Raw genomic sequence first — 17,082 nt, 5'->3', positions numbered from 1 at the left:
CCGTGCCGGGCCCGGCTCACGACCCCTGAGACCAGGAGCCACCGATGAGCGACTCTCCCACCCCGGCCAACCCCGCAGGCTGGAACTTCGAAACCCGTCAGATCCACGCCGGACAGGCCCCGGATCCCGGATCCGGCGCGCGGGCGCTGCCCATTCAGCAGACCACGTCCTTTGTGTTTCCCGACTCCGCCACCGCCGCCGGCCGTTTTGCGCTGCAGGAACTCGGCCCCATTTACACGCGCTTGACCAACCCCACCGTGGAAGTGGTGGAGAACCGTGTGGCCTCCCTGGAGGGCGGTGTTGCTGCGGTCATGGTTGCTTCCGGGCAGGCGGCCACCTCGTATGCGATCTTGAACATCGCCGGTAGCGGTGACCACGTTGTGGCCAGTGCCTCTCTTTACGGCGGAACCTTCAACCTGTTCAAGTACACCTTGGCCAAACTGGGCATTGAGGTCACCTTTGTGACCGAACCGGCGGACCCGCAAGCGTGGGCCGCAGCCGTGCAGCCCAACACCAAGGCGTTCTTTGCAGAAACCATCCCCAACCCGCGTGGAGATGTCCTGGACATCCAGGCCGTGGCGGAGGCCGCTCATGCTGCCGAGGTGCCGCTGATCGTGGACAACACGGTGGCCACCCCGTACCTGCTGCGCCCCATCGAATGGGGTGCGGATGTGGTGGTGCATTCGGCCACCAAGTTCCTGGGTGGGCACGGGACGTCCATCGGCGGGTTTGTGGTGGACTCCGGGAACTTCGACTACACCCGGTACCCGGACCGGTTCCCCGAGTTCGTCACCCCGGATCCGTCCTACAACAACATTGTGTTCGGAGAGGTTTTCGGTGCCGATGGCCCATTCGGAGCCAACGTGTCCTACGCCTTCAAGGTCCGCACCCAACTGTTGCGTGACCTAGGTGCCTCCATTGCACCCTTCAACGCCTTCCTGATCGAACAGGGCATTGAAACGCTGTCCCTGCGCATGGACCGCCACGTCTCCAATGCCGCAGCGGTGGCACAGTGGCTGCAGGGGCGCGACGACGTCGTGTCCGTCACCTACGCCGGACTGGAATCCTCCCCGTGGTTCACCACCGCGCAGAAGTACCTGCCCCAGGGTGCCGGATCCATTGTGGGATTCGAGTTGACCGGAGGGGCTGCCGCCGGTCAGGCCTTTGCCGATGCGTTGGTGTTGCACTCCAACGTGGCGAACATCGGGGACGTGCGCTCCCTGGTGATCCACCCCGCCTCCACCACCCACGCCCAGCTCAGCGCGCAGGAACAGGCCGATGCCGGGGTGCAGCCGGGCTTTGTCCGACTCTCCGTTGGGCTCGAGCACATCGACGACATCCTGGCCGACCTTGAGCTGGGCTTCGCAGCCGCTGCGGCGAGTGAGTCGCGAGTAGACACCGGGGCTGCCTGAGATGACCTTGGTGGGAGGAACGGAGCGCGCCCGGGACTTTGTCCGTGAGGACGGTGTCCTGGCATTCGTGGACGTGGGGGAGCGTCCCCTGGAATCCGGTGTGCTCCTGCCCCGGGTCCGGTTGGCCTACGAAACCTGGGGTGAGCTCAACGCAGATGCCTCCAACGCCGTGTTGGTGGAACACGCACTCACCGGTGACACCCACCTGACCCGTGGACGGGTGCGGGAACACGCCCCGGAGATTGAACGTGCCCGCGCGGAAGCACCTGGCTGGTGTGAAGGGCTGGTGGGGCCGGGACGGGTGATCGACACCAACAAGTACTTTGTGGTCTGCATCAACATGCTCGGGGGGTGTTACGGGTCCACGGGCCCGGCCACCCCGGCGCCGTCGTCGGTGGATCCGGAGAACAAACCGTGGGGATCCCGGTTCCCGTTCGTGACCATCCGCGATGCCGTGCGGGCCGAGGCCGCTGTGGCGGATGCCTTGGGAATCCAGGCGTGGCGGCTGGTGGTGGGCGGTTCCATGGGCGGGGCCCGCGCGTTGGAATGGGCGGTGACCTTCCCCGAACGCGTGCAGGCCTGCGGAGTGGTGGCTTCCTGCGCTGCCTCCAGTGCTGAGCAGATCGCGTGGGGTCAGGCCCAGAACCTGGCCCTACGCCAGGACCCCGCCTTCAACGGCGGCGACTACTACGACTCCGACTTCCCAACGGCCGGATTGGGACTGGCCAGGCGCATTGCGCACATCACCTACCGGTCAGCCGCCGAGCTGCAGACCCGCTTCAGCCGGGACCCGCAGCCCGGCGAGTCGATCCTGGGTGTAGCTGCAGGTACCCGCGGCCGGTACAAGGTGGAAAGCTACCTGGACCACCAGGCCTCCAAACTGGCAGACCGGTTTGACGCCAACGCGTACTTGACGCTTAATGAGGCTCTGATGAGCCACGACGTCGCTCGCGGGCGCGGGTCCCCGGAGGAGGCTTTGGCTCGGACAACGTGTGACTGGCTGGTGGTCGCCGTGGACAGCGACCGCCTCTACTTCCCCTCCGAGTCGGATGCGCTGTGTGCCGCGCTGCCGGTTCCCGTGCCACGTCACACCATTCACTCCGACGCCGGTCACGACGGCTTCCTGATCGAGGACGCCCAACTGGGGGAGCTGGTTCGCGCCACAGTGCTGAGCTGAGGCAGATTCTCCGAGTGGTGTGAGGGTTGGGCGCGAACCCTCACACCACTACGCGCCGGGTCCTGCCGTGCGCTCGAACCTTCACGTCTCTACGTCATCAGCACCTGATGGCGTAGTGACGTGAGGGTTGGGCGTGAGGCTCACCGGAGGTTTTCCACAATCTCGACGGCGCCCTCCCGCCCGGTGGGTCCCGCACGGTGAACTGAGGGCATGCCCGCACCGCGCGTCCCCGTACCACCCGCTCTGCTGAACCGCTGGTTCACGACGACGCAGGCCACCCACCACGGCGTCACATCACGCCAACTGTGGAGTGCCAACTACCGCGCGGTGATGCCCGGTGTCTGGGAAGCACGTTCATCGGCCGGATCACTGCCCGGAACGGGAACCCGGGACGGTCTGATGGCCCGTCTGCCGACAGTCATGTTCGTGCGCCCGGATGCCGTGGCCAGCCACGTGACGGCTGCGATCTTGCTGGATTTCCGCCTCCCGTTCCGGCCCCGCGTGGATCAGATCATCCATCTCTCGGTGAGTTCCAGCGCCAACCCGTTGCGGGTCCGAGGGTTCGCGGGCCATCTGTTCCGGGCCGGACCGGGAGAGGTCTGGACCGGTGGCGGTGTGTCTGTGACCTCACCGGCGCGCACGTTGGTGGATCTGGCTGCCATGAAGACTGCCCGCCGGCGCAATGTGTTCACGGACGATGAGCTGGTGGCGGTGGTGGACGGCATCATCAATGAACATCAGACGGGTTTCCACAAGGGGACATTGGCGCAGCGCAGCAAGCCGGCTCTGGCCGATCCGGTCCACAGGATTTCGTTGCAGATCGAAGGTGCGCACCACGACCAGCGGGGGCAGCGCGTGCGGGACATCGAACGTCAGCGGGCCACGGAGGCCGCCGGCTGGATTGAGATCCGCGTGGTGGCAGCGGACCTGGTGACGGGGTCGAACGATCCACCGGGTGCGCCGCCGCGTCTGGTGCGTTTGGTTCGCGAGGCTCGGGCCAGGGTGCTGTCTTGATTCTGGTGCCCTCCAACCCTCACTGCACTACGCCATCAGCGGCTGATGAGCGAGTGGCGTGAGGGTTGGGCGTGGGAGGATGGAGGTCATGACCGTAGAACTGACTGTTGCCTGGAACCGTGACCCAGTACAGGATCCCACCGCGCCGCTGCTGGTGATGTTCCACGGGTTCGGGGCCGATGAAAAAGACCTCATGGGCCTGGTGCCCGGACTGCCGGAGGAGTTCGTGGTGGCCTCCGTGCGCGCACCGCAGCGCGAGGGCTACGGGTACCGCTGGTACCCGCTCTACAACGACGACGCCTTCAGCGCCGAGCAGGTCACGGCAGCTCTTGAGCCGCTCATGGACTGGGTGCGTGCGCAGGCCAAGGGACGGTCATCGGTGTCCCTGCTGGGGTTCTCCCAGGGCATGTCCATTGCAACGTCGCTGGTCCGGGCCATGCCGGGGGAGTTCGAGGCCGTGATCGGGCTGTCCGGCTTCACGCTTCCCGAGGAACTGCCGTTCTTCCAGGACGCCCAGTTGGAAGCCGAGCCCTTCAAACTGTTCTGGGGCCGTGACCCGCAGGACCCCGTCTTGACCGAGCGCCTGGTGAATCTCTCCGCCGGATGGTTGCTGACCCACGCAGACACCACCAAGGTGCAGTACCAGGGGATGGGGCACAGCATCTCCCCGCAGGAGTTGCGCCACGTCAACGAGTACCTCATGCACTACGTGCTCAACGCTTGAGGGCGCGTACCGGCTGCTGGAGCTGAGCCACGACCGCGGTGGTCACACCCTTCAGGATTCCGTGCGGACCACCACGGAGATCCCGTTGAGGGTGATGACGTCGCCGTCGTGAAGCTGCCGTCCGCGGCGTTCCTCGATGTCCCCGTTGACCTTGACCAAACCGTCCTCAATCACGGTGCGCGCCTGTGCGCCGTCTTCCACCAGGGAGCCGAGTTTCAGGGCTTGGCCCAGGCGGATCATGGAGTCACGGATGGGCAGTTCTTGAGGGGGTGCGGAATCAGCCATGCCCCCCATTGTGGCTCATGGCCATTTGTGGCACTTAACCTGGCTGGGTGCACCGCCCCTCCATACCGCCAGTTCGTCAGCTCCGTTCCGCCGATTTGTCCTCACCACGTGGGGTGGATGTGCTGGCACAGGTGGTGGCGGTGTTGTGCGGAACGGGGATGGCCGTCCAGTCCCGCCTCAACGGTGAGTTGGGGGCGCGGACCGGGGATGCCGCCGCGGCGTCGTTGGTGAGCTTTGGTACCGGTCTGGTGATCGTGGTGCTCCTGGCGGTACTGCTGCCGGCGGGTCGGCGGGGAACCCGCAACCTGATCACAGCGGTGCGGGACCGTGAAATTCCGTGGTGGTTCCTGATCTCCGGGATGTTCGGGGCCTATCTGGTGCTGATCCAGACCTTCACCACACCGTTGGTGGGCGTGGCCGTCTTCATCTTGGGCGTGGTGGTCGGCCAAGCCATTGGTGGTTTGGCCGTGGACCGCGTCGGTTTGAGTCCCGGCGGGGTGAAAACTCTGACGGGGTGGCGGTTCGCCGGAACGGCCTTGGTGGTCCTGGCCGTGCTGCTGGCTCAAGCGCCGCGGTTCCTGCATGAGGTTGCCCCGGACGGTTCGGCACAAGCCCCATCCACGACCTCCCACCAAGCGGACCTGGCTGGTGTGGGCACGTTTGTTCTGATGGCAGTCCTGCAGGTCACGGTGGGCGTGGGGGTTGCTGTGCAGACCGCCATGAACGGGCGAATGGCCCAACAGGCTCGAACACCCATCACCTCCACACTGGTGAACTTCACGGGCGGGGCGATCCTGTTGGTGGTGGTCACTGTGGTGCACCGTGGCACCGCGGATCTGCCACCGTGGCATTTCCCCACGCAATGGTGGCTCTACATGGGCGGTGTGGTGGGACTGGTGTTCGTGGCAGCCGGTGCCGTACTGGCCCGGGTGATCGGTGTGCTGAGGACCAGTCTGTCCATGACGGCAGGCATGCTCACGGGTGCCTTGCTCCTGGATGTCCTGGTACCCACGGCCGGTGCACTCATCACCCCGCTGACCGTGGTGGGCACGGCCCTGACCTTTGTGGGCCTACTCATCGTCACTCTCCCGTGGCGTTTGCGACGTCGCATCTGAAGTCGTTCTTCCCGCTGAGGCCGTCCTCCTCCGGGATGAGACTTGCAGGTGGCCTCAAGAAGGATTCGCCGGCCTGCGGCCTCCGGCAACCATGGAGTCATGCAACTGCGTCATGGTCTCCAGGGCCTCTCACACAACAGAGCCGTGAACATGGCTCTGTGCCTGGTCATAGCACTCAGTGCGTTGCTCATGGCCACTGGCGCTGTGGTCATTGAGCGAGTCTCAGGCTCCGTTGATGCCCTTTTTGAGCAGGCCAAACCGCCGCACTTCCTCCAGATGCACGCCGGAGACTACAACGTCCATGCCCTTCAGGACTTTGCCGACCAGCACCCTGACATAGAAGCCTGGCAGATCCACAAGATGGTGGGATACGACGGCGCCGCGGTCAGTTGGCAACGTCCGGCCACGGGGCAGTCCGGCTCTCTTTCGGAGAGCCTGATGGACAACCTGTTCGTCACTCAGAACCCGGAATTCGATCTCTTGCTGGGCCAGGACGGAACAGCGGTCCAACCCGGTCCCGGACAGGTTTTCATCCCTGTGGCCTATCAGAAGCAGTACGGGCTTCAGAAAGGCGACAGTCTGACAGTGGCGGGCACGGACACCCGGCTGAGATTGACGGTTGCTGGTTCGATCCGGGATGCGCAGATGGCCTCATCCATGTCATCGTCCACACGATTCGTGGTGTCTGATACAGATTTCCAACAGTTGGCCAGCGCCCACGGGGGTGCGGCGGAGATCATTGTGGAGTACCGACTTTCGGACCCCTCGTTGATCCCTGAATTTCAGCGCAGCTATGAGACCCGGACCGATCTGCCGCACAACGGACAGGCGGTCACCTACCCCCTGATCCGACTGTTCAACACACTCAGTGATGGTTTGGTGGCAGTGGCTCTGGTGGGTGTCAGTGCGGTTCTGATCCTCATTGCGCTGTTGAACTTGAGGTTCGTGATTCGGGGCAGCATCCAGGACGATGTCCGACAGATCGGGGCCATGAAGGCCATGGGTCTGGCTCCTGCCGACATCCGGGGCATGTACCTGGCCAAGTATCGGGTGTTGTCGTTGCTGGGTTGTGTCCTGGGTGCCGTGCTGTCCGTTCCTGCCGCCCATTGGCTGACCCGTTCAGTGGCTGAAAGCTACGCCCAGGCCGGGTTGACGGTGGTGACGGTGTTACTGCCCGTGGTGGCAGTGATCCTGGTTCACCTGGTGGTCATGACGGTGTCGCGTGTGATTTTGCGGCAGATCAACCGTGTTGAGGTTGTCACGGCCTTGATGCATGGCAGCACGCTGCCCCCACGCCAGAGGATGCGGAATCTGCGTGCTCAGCGCAGGGCTGCGCACCGCACGCGTTTGATCCACCGCGGGTGGGGCAGCACCACCATGCGGCTGGCCTGGTTGGACATCAGGACGCAACGGCGCCAATGGGCCTTGCTCCCCGTGGTCTTTGCCCTGGCGGTTGTGGTGATCACCGTGCCCACCAATCTGCTCACCACATTGACGGATCCACGATTTGTCACGCACATGGGCTCACCCCAAGCGGATGTGCGTGCGGACATCCAGTTCGGCAATGACCTGGACGCTGTGCAGTCAGACCTCACAGCGGCTATGGACCAGGACGCACGTCTGGACAACGTTCGCACCTACGCCAATCTGCGCTTTGAAACCCTTGGCTCGGAGTCTGCGGGGGAGCACGGCGCGAATCCGCAGTGGGAGACGTTGCGTGTGGAGGTGGGTGACTATTCACGCGGCACAGTGGATTTCCTCACGGGTCAAGCCCCCGGGGACGGGCACATTGCGTTGTCTGCGTTGAACGCTGAAAAGTTGGGCGTGCAGGTTGGTGACCAGTTGCCGGTACGGCGGGACGGGGTGACCCACCAGGTGCCGGTCAGCGGCGTCTACCAGGACCTCACCAGTGGTGGTTACACAGCCAAGATGCAGGGGCAACTGAGCGCAGATGCAGACAGTTACGTCGTTCTGGCAGACCTGGCCACACCCGCCAAGACCAACGACGACGACGCCGCCACGGCCATCGCCCAGGAGTACAACCAACGCTTTACCGCAGCTGAAGTCAGGCCTCTGGAGGGCTTCCTCCGCCAGAGTCTGTCTTACGTCACGGATGCCGTTCGCACCACCGCGTGGCTCGCACTGGCCTTTGGCCTGTTGGTGGCCGCGTTGATCACCACCTTGTTCCTCAAGCTGCGCCTGGCCCGTGATGCCCAGCAGATGGGTGTACTGCGCGCGGTGGGATTCTCCCCTCGTGAAGTGAGAAGCCAGGTGATCTTCAAGGTCCTGGTGGCAGCGACGCCGGGCGTGGTGATCGGAGCCGTTGCGGCCCATTGGTCCGGGCAAGGGGTGGTCGGGGCCCTGTTGAGTCAAACCGGTCTGGGGTTCAGCCATCTGACCTTCCTGGTCCACCCCGTTCTGGTGTGGGGCGGCTATCCGGTGGCGCTGTTGACAGTGGGCGTGGGTTGCGCCGCTGTGGCAGCGCGAGCGGTGGGATTGAACCCCATGAGTGCCCAATTGAAGGAGCAGTGAAGTGTCGAGCGAACACGCAACGCATGAGACCCAAGAAGCCGTGATCCGAGTTCGGAACGTGAGCAAAAACTTTGACAGCGCCGAGCCACCTGTCACGGTTCTCAACAACATCAACATGGAGATCGGTGCCGGTGAGTTCGTCGCAGTGATGGGGGCATCCGGTTCCGGCAAGTCCACGTTGTTGTACGCCATCAGTGGTATGGACCGTCCCACAACGGGCACCGTCGAGCTCCTGGGCAAGGACCTGACAGAACTCGACGAACGCAGCATGAGTGCCGTGCGGCTCCACAGCGTGGGATTCGTGTTCCAGCAGCCGTATTTCCTGACACATCTCAATCTTCGGGACAACGTGATGCTGCCGGCGCTGAAGGCTGCAGAGAGCAAACGGTTCGGGCGTCGTCGTCTTCCGGGCCGCACAAAAGCAGAAGTGCAAGGCCGAGTTCAGCGGCTGATGGATCGCCTGGAGATTGGGCACGTCGCTCATCACGGCGTCACGGAGGTCTCCGGTGGGCAGCTGCAACGTGCCGCCATCTGCCGTGCCCTGGCCTCTGAACCGGCAGTGATTTTTGCGGATGAACCCACCGGTGCTTTGAACTCCGCAATGTCGGAAGAGGTGATGGATGCCCTGGCCCAGGTTCACGCCACGGGCACCACGGTGGTCATGGTCACCCACGATCCCGCGTGCGCCGCCCGTGCGGACCGGGTCGTTTATCTCAGCGACGGCGAGGTCCTGGACTCCTGGGTCGCTCCAGGCCGCGCTGCTTCCCAGATCGATCGGAAACACCACCTTGCGCAGTGGTTGGCGGACCGCGGTTTCTGAACCCGGAAATCACCCTCCGCCCTGCAGGACGGACGACGACGCCGCTGAAGTCGCCCACCGTCGTCGTCGTTGGTTACCCTTGATCCGGTGCCGATTCGGCGCAATTCCCAATGCCCGGTGCGCCCGTCAGTGCCGCCGGAGTCCGCAAACTCACGCCAGGCCACAGCCAGTGGCCGCGGCAGAAAACGGAAGTGAACCACATGGCTCCCAAGTCCACGCTGGACAACGTCATCTCCCTGTGCAAGCGCCGCGGTTTTGTGTTCCAGGCGGGTGAGATCTACGGCGGTTCGCGTTCCGCATGGGACTACGGGCCTTTGGGCGCCGAGCTCAAGGAGAACATCAAGCGTGAGTGGTGGCAGACCTTTGTGCGCGGGCGTGAGGACATGGTGGGGCTGGACTCCTCCATCATTCTGCCCACCGCCGTCTGGGAGGCTTCCGGGCACGTGGCCACCTTCACCGATCCCCTGGTGGAGTGCCTCTCGTGCCACACCCGCCACCGCCAGGACCACCTGGAGGAGAACTTCCAGGACAAGAAGGGCCGGGCGCCTGAGTCCATGGCCGAAATCGCCTGCCCCAACTGCGGTACCAAGGGTGAGTGGACCGAACCCCAGCAGTTCTCCGGTCTGATGAAGACCTACCTGGGCCCGGTGGATGACGAAAAGGGCAAGCACTTCCTGCGCCCGGAAACCGCCCAGGGCATCTTTGTGAACTTCCTCAACGTGGTCACCGCATCCCGCAAGCGCCCGCCGTTCGGCATCGGCCAGGTGGGCAAGGCCTTCCGTAACGAGATCACCCCGGGCAACTTCATCTTCCGAACCCGCGAGTTCGAACAGATGGAGATCGAGTACTTTGTCCACCCGAACGATGCCCAGAAGTGGTTCGACGACTGGGTCGAGTCCTGCTGGAACTGGTTCACGGATCTGGGGATCAACCCGGATAACATGCGCCGTTTCGACGTCCCGGACGAGGAACGCGCGCACTATTCGGACGGCACCATCGACATCGAGTACAAGTTCGGTTTCCAGGGCTCCGAATGGGGTGAGCTGATGGGTGTTGCCAACCGCGCCGACTTTGACCTGGGCAATCACACGGAGCACTCGGGAACCAAGATGCAGTACTTCGACCAGGCCACGGACGAGCGGTACACGCCCTACGTGATCGAACCTTCCTTCGGCCTGACCCGCTCCATGATGGCTTTCCTGGTGGATGCCTACGTGGAGGATGAAGCCCCCAACACCAAGGGCGGCGTGGACACCCGCACCGTGCTCAAGTTGGATCCTCGTCTGGCCCCGGTCAAGGCCGCGGTGCTCCCGCTGTCCAAGAAGGACGATCTCAAGCCGGTGGCCCAGAACCTGGCCGCCGAACTGCGCCGTCGCTGGAACATCGACTACGACGACGCCGGAGCCATCGGCCGCCGCTACCGCCGCCAGGACGAGATTGGCACTCCGCTGTGCGTGACCGTGGACTTCGACACCTTGGAGGACCAGGCCGTGACCATCCGTTCCCGTGACGAAATGACGCAGGAGCGGGTCTCCCTGGACAAGGTCACCGCCTACCTGTCCGACAAGTTGGGCTGCTGATCCCGGATGGCTTACACCTATCGCAGTTGGTCGGAAGGGGATGACCTCCGGTTGTTGGAGGTCCTCCCCGCGCCCGAGTCGGATCCCGTGGTGGCGCTGCGGGCCCTGATGGGCCCGGACACGCAAGCACCGGCGTGGTCACGGACGATCGTCGCAGCTGATTCCGACGGTGCCGTGGACTCCGATGTGGCTGTGGACGCTGATGGTGCCACCGGGGCTGCTGACGCCCACGACGACGCCGTGGTGGTTGGCGCCGGGGCGGTTCAACTCAATCCGCTGCACCCCACCCGCCTGTGGTCATTCGTGGAGGTCGGAAACTCCAACCGTGGCGACGGTGTGGCTCGGCAGTTGGCTACCCGCCTGCGTGCATCAGCTGCCGAAACCCATCCGGGCATGCCCCTGCGCACCAAGGTGGGCCCTGGTACCACAGGGGAGAAGTTCGCCGAGGCTCAGGGCATGTTCCCGGTGATGACTCACCGCCACGTCGTCGTTGCCCCGGGTGCCATCCCGCCGCAGCCGATCGGTGAAGGTGATTCCGCCACGGAGGCGATTGAGGACCTGGCCACAGGTTCTGTGCAGCTCACGCGGGCGGTGGGGGAGTTCTACCGTGCCGTCAACGCGTGGGATCCTCCGGCTGAGCTGACGTTGGGGCAGGTCAACAAGCAGTTCCTCTCGGATGCTTCACAGGCCTACGGTGCAATCGTGTTGCACCGTGGTGTGGACCGCGGGGCCGGCGTGCGGGGCACTATTGGGGCGTTTGCCATCAGTTACCGCTCACTGGAACTGGATGTGGAGCGCACGGAGGCTGATCCGCGGCGCCTTGCGGAGCTGGATGACCTGCCCACGGATGTTCTGATCGGGTGGGACCCCACGCTGGGGGATGAGGAAGCCGCCGTTGCGGTGGCCAAGCTCATGGGCCTGTTGGTGGCCCGTTACCCCATCCGGGTGGAGGTCACGGATGCCATGCGCCCCCTGGCCGTGGTGTGCGCGCAGCTGGTGGCGGAGGGCACTGCCAAAGTGGTGGATGAATCCGTCACCTACGCCGACCCCGCCTGAGACCCACACCCTCAACCACAACTGCCGAACGTTGGGAGTGTGGTCGATTCCAGGGCAGGACATCGACCAAACTCGCACCGTTCGGCAGTAGAGGGGTGGGGGAGGGATCAGAAGGACCAGGGGTCCACGTTGAACTCCTGGGCCACATCCTTCCGGATGGCGTCATTGCGGGAGTCGATGCGGGTGGACATCTTGAAGGCGTCGTACACCCACCAGGCAAAGAGCACCAGCATGCACACCAGTGCCAGGCCGAACCCGACCCACAACAACGGCCCTGGGGCGGGCAGGTCCTGGGACTGTTCACCGGCTGCAACCATGGTGAAGATGAACCCGAAGTAGGCCGCCATGAATGAGCCCCATCCGATCACCACCAGGGCGATTTTGATCAGGCCGCGCCCGATCGCCCCAAGGTAGAAGTCGTGGATGGGCACCCCCACCACGAACGGTGCAGCCGCCCACATGATCCATGCAGCGGTGTTGTTTTTCATCCGTGCGGAGAAACGCCATGCAGCTTGCCGTGACCGGTTGGCCAGATCCGACTGACCCTGATCCGTGGGGACAGCCGGGGCCTCATGGTTGGCTGGAGAACGGTTGGAATCGGCGGGCTGGTTGGGGTGGAGGTTTGTCATGGCAGACACCTGATTCGGGAGGGGTGGGTTGTTTCAAGCCTTGTCAGAAAGAATAAGGATCAACGCCGTGTTCAGCAGCAATTTGGCGGCGAATTTTGTCATTGGTGGTTTCCAGGCGCTTGTTCATGGTCACGCCGTCGTAAATCCACCACACGGCCACGATCAGAAAGCAAAGCCCCGCCAAGATGATGCCGATGAGGAAACCATCCGGCGCCGTTGAAGAGCCCGAACTGTAGTACTGGGAAGCTGAGACGGCGCTGGCAATGGCGCCGCCGATGAAGCTGACAAAGATCAACACCAGCAACCCAAGTTTGGCCAAACCCCTTCCGATGTCACCGAAGTAGAAGTCGTGAACGGGCAGTCCAACCAGGAACGGTCCACCGATCCACAGAAGCCAGGCGGCGGTGTCATTCTTGCGGCGCGCAGAGTAGCGCCAGGCCGCCTGCAGCTGGGGGGAAGCCGGCTGATGGGGCATGGCGGCATACGGACCCGCGGAAGGACCCTGGGGCCCGGGTATGGGGCCGCCGGCAGCGGGGTGCGCGTTGTGGGGACCCTGGGGTTGAGGGTTGTAGGACATGGTGGCCTCCGTGGATCAGAAGAAGCGTCCGACGCATGATGTGCAGATGCGAACAGCTTATGTCAGAGCAAGGGTCTGCAGCCGTTTGCGGCGCCACATTGCGCGGCCAATCTCACGCCGGGAGTCCCGGGCGTACCGCGAATTCCTGTGGGACCATGATCGGATGACCACAGCAGCAGTCTCAGCCACCCCCATGTCCGCGGATCCTGGGCTTCACGCGCCGTTCGGTCCGGGCACTGTGGAGACGGTTGAGGCAGAGGAGGCCGTGGTCCTTGACCTGCCGCCGCTGAAGCTCAGAGGCCTGACCATTGACGTTCCCGTGGTGCTGGCGCCCATGGCGGGGGTGACCAACAAGGCCTTCCGCAGGTTGTGCCGCGAACACGGTGGCGGGTTGTACGTCACGGAGATGGTCACCGCGCGCGCATTGGTGGAGCGCAGGGAAAAGTCCCTGGCGATTGTTCATCACGATCCTGATGAAACCCCGCGTTCGGTTCAGATCTACGGTGTGGATGCGGTCAATGTGGGCAAGGCCGTGCGCATGGTGGTTGAGGAAGACATTGCAGATCACATTGATCTGAACTTCGGTTGCCCCGTCCCCAAGGTCACCAAACGCGGTGGGGGATCTGCCCTGCCCTGGAAGACCGACCTGTTCCAGGCCATCATCTCCGCTGCCGTCCGGGCAGCCGACCGGGGGAACATACCCGTGACCGTCAAAACCCGCATGGGGATCGACGACCACCACCTCACCTACCTGGAGGCCGGCCGGATGGCCCGGGACACCGGGATAGCAGCCATCACCCTGCACGGGCGCACCCTGGAGCAGCACTATTCCGGTACCGCGGACTGGTCTGCCATTGCCCGCCTCAGGGAGGCCCTTCCTGACATGCCGGTTCTGGGCAACGGTGACATCTGGTCAGCGGAGGACGCCGTGCGCATGGTGGAACAGACTGGTGTGGACGGCGTGGTGATCGGCCGTGGGTGTCAGGGCCGCCCCTGGTTGTTCGGGGATCTGCAGGCAGCGTTTGACGGTCGCAAGGACCGAGCCCGTCCCGGACTGCGTGCCGTGGCCGCCACCATCTACCGCCACGCCCAGTTGTTGGCCGAACAGAACGACGACGAACTCCAAGGGCTGCGGGAGATCCGCAAGCACGTGGCCTGGTACTTCAAGGGCTACCCCGTGGGCGGGCAGCTGCGCGCCCAGATGGCCACGGTGGAGACCTTGGACCAGTTGGAAGATCTGCTCAACCAGATGGACCTGGACCAGGCCTACCCGGGACCCGCCGTGGAGGGGCCGCGGGGACGGGGAGGCAACTCCAAGAAGGCCGCACTGCCGGACCGGTGGTTGGAGGACCGATTCATCCACGATGACCAACGCCTGGGTCTGGTGGATGCCGAACTGGACGTCTCCGGCGGCTGATCCACCAGGCACAATGGGTTGGTGACCGATCCTGCCTCCACCAGCATGAACCCAGCCACCGGACCCGTCCCTGAACTGCCGATCGAGGGCATTGCCCAGATGCTGGCGGCCGTGGATCGCACCCAGACCCCGGCGGAGGGTTACGCACCCCGGGACATCCAGCGCTGGGTCACGGAAAATCACCACAACAAGTACCGCTCACACTTTGAGCGTGACCGCGCCCGGATCCTGCATTCCTCTGCATTACGCAGGTTGGCTGCCAAGACGCAGGTGGTGGCGCCGTCCTCGGATGACTTTGTGCGCAACCGCCTGACGCACTCCCTGGAAGTGGCCCAGATCGGCCGGGAACTTGGGCGCATGCTCGGTTGCGACCCGGACGTGGTGGACGCCGCCAGCCTCTCCCACGACCTCGGCCACCCACCGTTCGGCCACAACGGGGAGACCGAGCTGAATGCCGCCGCCGCTCACATTGGCGGCTTTGAGGGCAATGCCCAGACCCTGCGCCTGCTGGTGCGCCTGGAACCCAAGGTTTACAACGACGACGACGCCACCTCAGCCGGTCTCAATCTGACCCGAGCCACCCTGGACGCCACGTGCAAATATCCGTGGCGCGCCCACGAGGCCCCGCTGAAACCGGACGGTACGCGCTCGCAGAAGTTCGGGGTCTACGAGGATGATCTGCCGGTGTTCACCTGGATGCGCCAGGGGGCACCCGAGCGCACCAAGTGTCTGGAGGCCCAGGTCATGGACCTGGCGGATGACATCTCCTACTCCGTGCACGACGTTGAGGACGCCGTGGCAGCGGGCATGCTGCGTTTGAGCCGACTGGCCGATCCGCGGCAACGCGAGCGGGTGTTCGAGAACACCCGTAATTGGTATCTGCACGGTGTGGAGGACTCTGTGCTGGATGCGGCGTTGTCCCGGCTGGAGGCGGCACCGGAATGGGTGGGGGAGATGAACGGCTCCCGGCGGGCACTGGCACACCTGAAGGACATGACCTCCCAGCTGATCGGACGGTTCGCCATGTCAGCAGTGGCAGCCACGCGGCAGGTCACAGGCCAAGGTGCCCTGACCCGGTACGCGGCCTCCCTGGTGGTGCCCAGGGAAACCGTGGGGGAGATTGCGGTCCTGAAAGGACTTGCGGTCACTTACATGATGAATGTGCGTGATTCGCAGCCAATTTATGACAACCAGCGTGAGATTCTGCGGGTCTTGGTGTCTGCTCTGATGGACTCTGACGGTCGTTTCCTGTCACCGGCGTTTGCTGGGGACTGGCACGCCGTGGGAGATGGGCCGGGAGCTGAGGACGCGCGGTTACGGATTGTGGTGGATCAAATCGCATCCTTGACGGACACCTCCGCACTGCGGTTGCACAATCGCATTGTTGGCACCAACTGGAGAATGGGAGACAAACCACTGTGGTGATTCTCAAGGGCAGGGGCTGGGTGGCCCCGCTGTGCTGGATTGCAGTGCTGCTGGATGGTTTCGACGCCGTGGTCCTGGGTGCGGTGATGCCCTCCATGATCGAGGACCCGGAATTCGCTCTGACTCCGGCCACCGGAACCGTGGTGGCCACCGTGGGCCTGGTGGGCATGATGATCGGGGCCCTGGGCATGGGTTGGGCCACGGACAGATTCGGGCGGCGCAAGCTGCTGATCGGTGCCGTGGTGCTGTTTTCCCTGTTCACCCTGGGAATGGCCTTTGTGGATTCGATCTTCCTGTTCGGCCTGTTGCGCTTCCTGGCCGGTGTGGGACTGGGCGGTTGTCTGCCCACCGGTATCTCCATGGTCACCGAATTCGCAGGCCGTAACCGCACCGGTAAATCCACCACGTTGATGATGACCGGTTACCACGTGGGTGCAGTGTTGACGGCTGCTTTGGCCATTGTGGTGGTGCAAAACGTCAACTGGAACGCCATGTTCATCATCGGGGCACTGCCTGCTTTGGTTCTGGTGCCGTTGATGTACGTGTACCTGCCGGAATCTCCGGATTACTTGCTCTCCAAGGGCCGAGTTGAGGATGCCCGCCGCGTCTGCGAGCACTACGGCTTGGATTTTGACCATCAGGAACAGGTGGAGCGCGAACTGAAGGCAGCTGCTGCCGATGGCACGGTCTACAAGGAACCCAAGGGTGCAGCCACGGTGCTCACAGGCCAGTTCCGGCGCAACACCGTGCTGGTGTGGATTGCCTCCTTCATGGGCCTGTTGCTGGTCTACGGGCTGAACACCTGGCTGCCGCAGATCATGCGGGCCGCTGATTACGATCTGGGCAATGCCCTGGGCTTCCTGCTGATCCTGAACATCGGTGCCGTTGTGGGTCTGGTCATTGCCGGTCGCACGGCGGATCGGATCACTCCGCGACTGGCGGCCGTGATCTGGTTCATCGGAGCCGGTGTGCTGTTGGCGGCTTTGGCCATCAAGCTGCCGCTGTTGGGGATCTACGCCATGGTCTTCTCTACAGGTTGTTTCGTGTTCTCCGCCCAAGTTCTGGTGTACGCCTTCTGTGCCGCCAACTACCCCACCAAGGTTCGCGCCACGGCGTTGGGAATGGCCGCAGGGGTGGGGCGACTTGGTGCGATTTCCGGCCCCACGTTGGGTGGTGCCATGTTGGCCGCGGGAATTGCCTATCCGTGGGGTTTCTTTGGTTTTGCCATTGCAGCGGTTCTTGGTGGCGGCGCCATGGCTGCCACCAAGACTTTGCAAACTCACGAGTAAAGTGGAGGTGTCCCCAGAGTGATGCAAAAC

At 63.9% G+C, this 17,082-nt stretch carries 15 protein-coding genes; 12 read left to right on the top strand and 3 right to left on the bottom strand.

Annotation, left to right across the window (positions count from 1 at the left end; translation table 11 throughout):
• Nucleotides 1-44: 44 nt before the first annotated feature.
• The 4 genes from GTW58_RS08380 to GTW58_RS08365 all read left to right on the top strand — a co-directional run bounded on the left by GTW58_RS08380 (nucleotide 45) and on the right by GTW58_RS08365 (nucleotide 4,327).
• Complete coding sequence (locus GTW58_RS08380) at nucleotides 45-1,412, top strand: bifunctional o-acetylhomoserine/o-acetylserine sulfhydrylase (RefSeq protein WP_119932011.1); 1,368 nt, start codon at nucleotides 45-47, stop codon at nucleotides 1,410-1,412.
• A 1-nt stretch (nucleotide 1,413) separates the two neighbouring features.
• Nucleotides 1,414-2,589 carry a homoserine O-acetyltransferase MetX gene (gene metX / locus GTW58_RS08375; protein WP_119932010.1) on the top strand — a complete coding sequence of 392 codons (1,176 nt, stop codon included), beginning with the start codon at nucleotides 1,414-1,416 and terminating at the stop codon, nucleotides 2,587-2,589.
• A gap of 210 nt (nucleotides 2,590-2,799) precedes the next feature.
• Nucleotides 2,800-3,603 carry a hypothetical protein gene (locus GTW58_RS08370; RefSeq protein WP_119932009.1) on the top strand — a complete coding sequence of 268 codons (804 nt, stop codon included), beginning with the start codon at nucleotides 2,800-2,802 and terminating at the stop codon, nucleotides 3,601-3,603.
• Nucleotides 3,604-3,691: 88 nt separating this feature from the next.
• Nucleotides 3,692-4,327, top strand: a complete 636-nt coding sequence (locus GTW58_RS08365; RefSeq protein ID WP_119932098.1) for an alpha/beta hydrolase — start codon at nucleotides 3,692-3,694, stop codon at nucleotides 4,325-4,327.
• A 51-nt stretch (nucleotides 4,328-4,378) separates the two neighbouring features.
• Here the strand turns inward: GTW58_RS08365 and GTW58_RS08360 are convergent, their stop codons facing one another.
• Nucleotides 4,379-4,612, bottom strand: a complete 234-nt coding sequence (locus GTW58_RS08360; RefSeq protein WP_119932097.1) for an RNA-binding S4 domain-containing protein — start codon at nucleotides 4,610-4,612, stop codon at nucleotides 4,379-4,381.
• 47 nt (nucleotides 4,613-4,659) lie between these two features.
• Between GTW58_RS08360 and GTW58_RS08355 the strand changes: the two genes are divergently transcribed.
• The 5 genes from GTW58_RS08355 to GTW58_RS08335 all read left to right on the top strand — a co-directional run bounded on the left by GTW58_RS08355 (nucleotide 4,660) and on the right by GTW58_RS08335 (nucleotide 11,715).
• Nucleotides 4,660-5,727 carry a DMT family transporter gene (locus GTW58_RS08355; protein WP_342453301.1) on the top strand — a complete coding sequence of 356 codons (1,068 nt, stop codon included), beginning with the start codon at nucleotides 4,660-4,662 and terminating at the stop codon, nucleotides 5,725-5,727.
• A gap of 189 nt (nucleotides 5,728-5,916) precedes the next feature.
• A complete protein-coding gene (locus tag GTW58_RS08350) occupies nucleotides 5,917-8,259 on the top strand; it encodes an ABC transporter permease (protein ID WP_168023495.1) in 2,343 nt (780 codons plus the stop codon).
• Nucleotides 8,260-8,317: 58 nt separating this feature from the next.
• Nucleotides 8,318-9,079 (top strand): ABC transporter ATP-binding protein, encoded by a 762-nt coding sequence (locus GTW58_RS08345; RefSeq protein WP_232817890.1) that lies wholly within the window; start codon nucleotides 8,318-8,320, stop codon nucleotides 9,077-9,079.
• Nucleotides 9,080-9,279: 200 nt separating this feature from the next.
• Nucleotides 9,280-10,659, top strand: a complete 1,380-nt coding sequence (locus tag GTW58_RS08340; RefSeq protein ID WP_119932095.1) for a glycine--tRNA ligase — start codon at nucleotides 9,280-9,282, stop codon at nucleotides 10,657-10,659.
• 6 nt (nucleotides 10,660-10,665) lie between these two features.
• Nucleotides 10,666-11,715 (top strand): N-acetyltransferase, encoded by a 1,050-nt coding sequence (locus GTW58_RS08335; protein WP_119932006.1) that lies wholly within the window; start codon nucleotides 10,666-10,668, stop codon nucleotides 11,713-11,715.
• 107 nt (nucleotides 11,716-11,822) lie between these two features.
• On the opposite strand, the gene GTW58_RS08330 is transcribed toward GTW58_RS08335, so the two are convergent.
• Both GTW58_RS08330 and GTW58_RS08325 read right to left on the bottom strand, forming a co-directional pair.
• Nucleotides 11,823-12,344 (bottom strand): hypothetical protein, encoded by a 522-nt coding sequence (locus tag GTW58_RS08330; protein WP_119932005.1) that lies wholly within the window; start codon nucleotides 12,342-12,344, stop codon nucleotides 11,823-11,825.
• 43 nt (nucleotides 12,345-12,387) lie between these two features.
• Nucleotides 12,388-12,921: a TM2 domain-containing protein gene (locus GTW58_RS08325; protein WP_119932004.1), complete on the bottom strand. Its 534-nt coding sequence runs from the start codon at nucleotides 12,919-12,921 to the stop codon at nucleotides 12,388-12,390.
• A 163-nt stretch (nucleotides 12,922-13,084) separates the two neighbouring features.
• On the opposite strand from GTW58_RS08325, the gene dusB reads away from it, so the two are divergent.
• The 3 genes from dusB (at nucleotide 13,085) to GTW58_RS08310 (ending at nucleotide 17,052) form a co-directional block, all read left to right on the top strand.
• Nucleotides 13,085-14,338: a tRNA dihydrouridine synthase DusB gene (gene dusB, locus GTW58_RS08320; RefSeq protein WP_370448250.1), complete on the top strand. Its 1,254-nt coding sequence runs from the start codon at nucleotides 13,085-13,087 to the stop codon at nucleotides 14,336-14,338.
• Between the two features lie 99 nt (nucleotides 14,339-14,437).
• Nucleotides 14,438-15,763: a deoxyguanosinetriphosphate triphosphohydrolase gene (locus GTW58_RS08315; protein ID WP_119932092.1), complete on the top strand. Its 1,326-nt coding sequence runs from the start codon at nucleotides 14,438-14,440 to the stop codon at nucleotides 15,761-15,763.
• On the top strand, nucleotides 15,757-17,052 hold the full coding sequence (locus tag GTW58_RS08310; RefSeq protein ID WP_232817889.1) for an MFS transporter: 1,296 nt from the start codon (nucleotides 15,757-15,759) through the stop codon (nucleotides 17,050-17,052). Before GTW58_RS08315 ends, GTW58_RS08310 begins: the two co-directional genes overlap by 7 nt.
• The last annotated feature ends 30 nt before the right edge of the window (nucleotides 17,053-17,082 follow it).

Origin of the sequence: Kocuria subflava (assembly GCF_012163155.1) — a bacterium.
GTDB lineage: Bacteria > Actinomycetota > Actinomycetes > Actinomycetales > Micrococcaceae > Kocuria > Kocuria subflava.
The sequence above is the reverse complement of the archived record's forward strand: the minus strand, read 5'-3'. Positions and strand labels throughout refer to the sequence as shown.

Bases quoted from the DNA above. Each gene is read 5' to 3' on its own strand.
- dusB (WP_370448250.1), top strand. From the start codon at position 13,085: ATGACCACAGCAGCAGTCTCAGCCACCCCCATGTCCGCGGATCCTGGG.
- GTW58_RS08370 (WP_119932009.1), top strand. From the start codon at position 2,800: ATGCCCGCACCGCGCGTCCCCGTACCACCCGCTCTGCTGAACCGCTGG.
- GTW58_RS08365 (WP_119932098.1), top strand. From the start codon at position 3,692: ATGACCGTAGAACTGACTGTTGCCTGGAACCGTGACCCAGTACAGGAT.
- GTW58_RS08380 (WP_119932011.1), top strand. From the start codon at position 45: ATGAGCGACTCTCCCACCCCGGCCAACCCCGCAGGCTGGAACTTCGAA.
- GTW58_RS08340 (WP_119932095.1), top strand. From the start codon at position 9,280: ATGGCTCCCAAGTCCACGCTGGACAACGTCATCTCCCTGTGCAAGCGC.
- GTW58_RS08360 (WP_119932097.1), bottom strand. From the start codon at position 4,612: ATGGCTGATTCCGCACCCCCTCAAGAACTGCCCATCCGTGACTCCATG.
- metX (WP_119932010.1), top strand. From the start codon at position 1,414: ATGACCTTGGTGGGAGGAACGGAGCGCGCCCGGGACTTTGTCCGTGAG.
- GTW58_RS08350 (WP_168023495.1), top strand. From the start codon at position 5,917: ATGGCCACTGGCGCTGTGGTCATTGAGCGAGTCTCAGGCTCCGTTGAT.
- GTW58_RS08325 (WP_119932004.1), bottom strand. From the start codon at position 12,921: ATGTCCTACAACCCTCAACCCCAGGGTCCCCACAACGCGCACCCCGCT.
- GTW58_RS08335 (WP_119932006.1), top strand. From the start codon at position 10,666: ATGGCTTACACCTATCGCAGTTGGTCGGAAGGGGATGACCTCCGGTTG.
- GTW58_RS08330 (WP_119932005.1), bottom strand. From the start codon at position 12,344: ATGACAAACCTCCACCCCAACCAGCCCGCCGATTCCAACCGTTCTCCA.
- GTW58_RS08315 (WP_119932092.1), top strand. From the start codon at position 14,438: ATGCTGGCGGCCGTGGATCGCACCCAGACCCCGGCGGAGGGTTACGCA.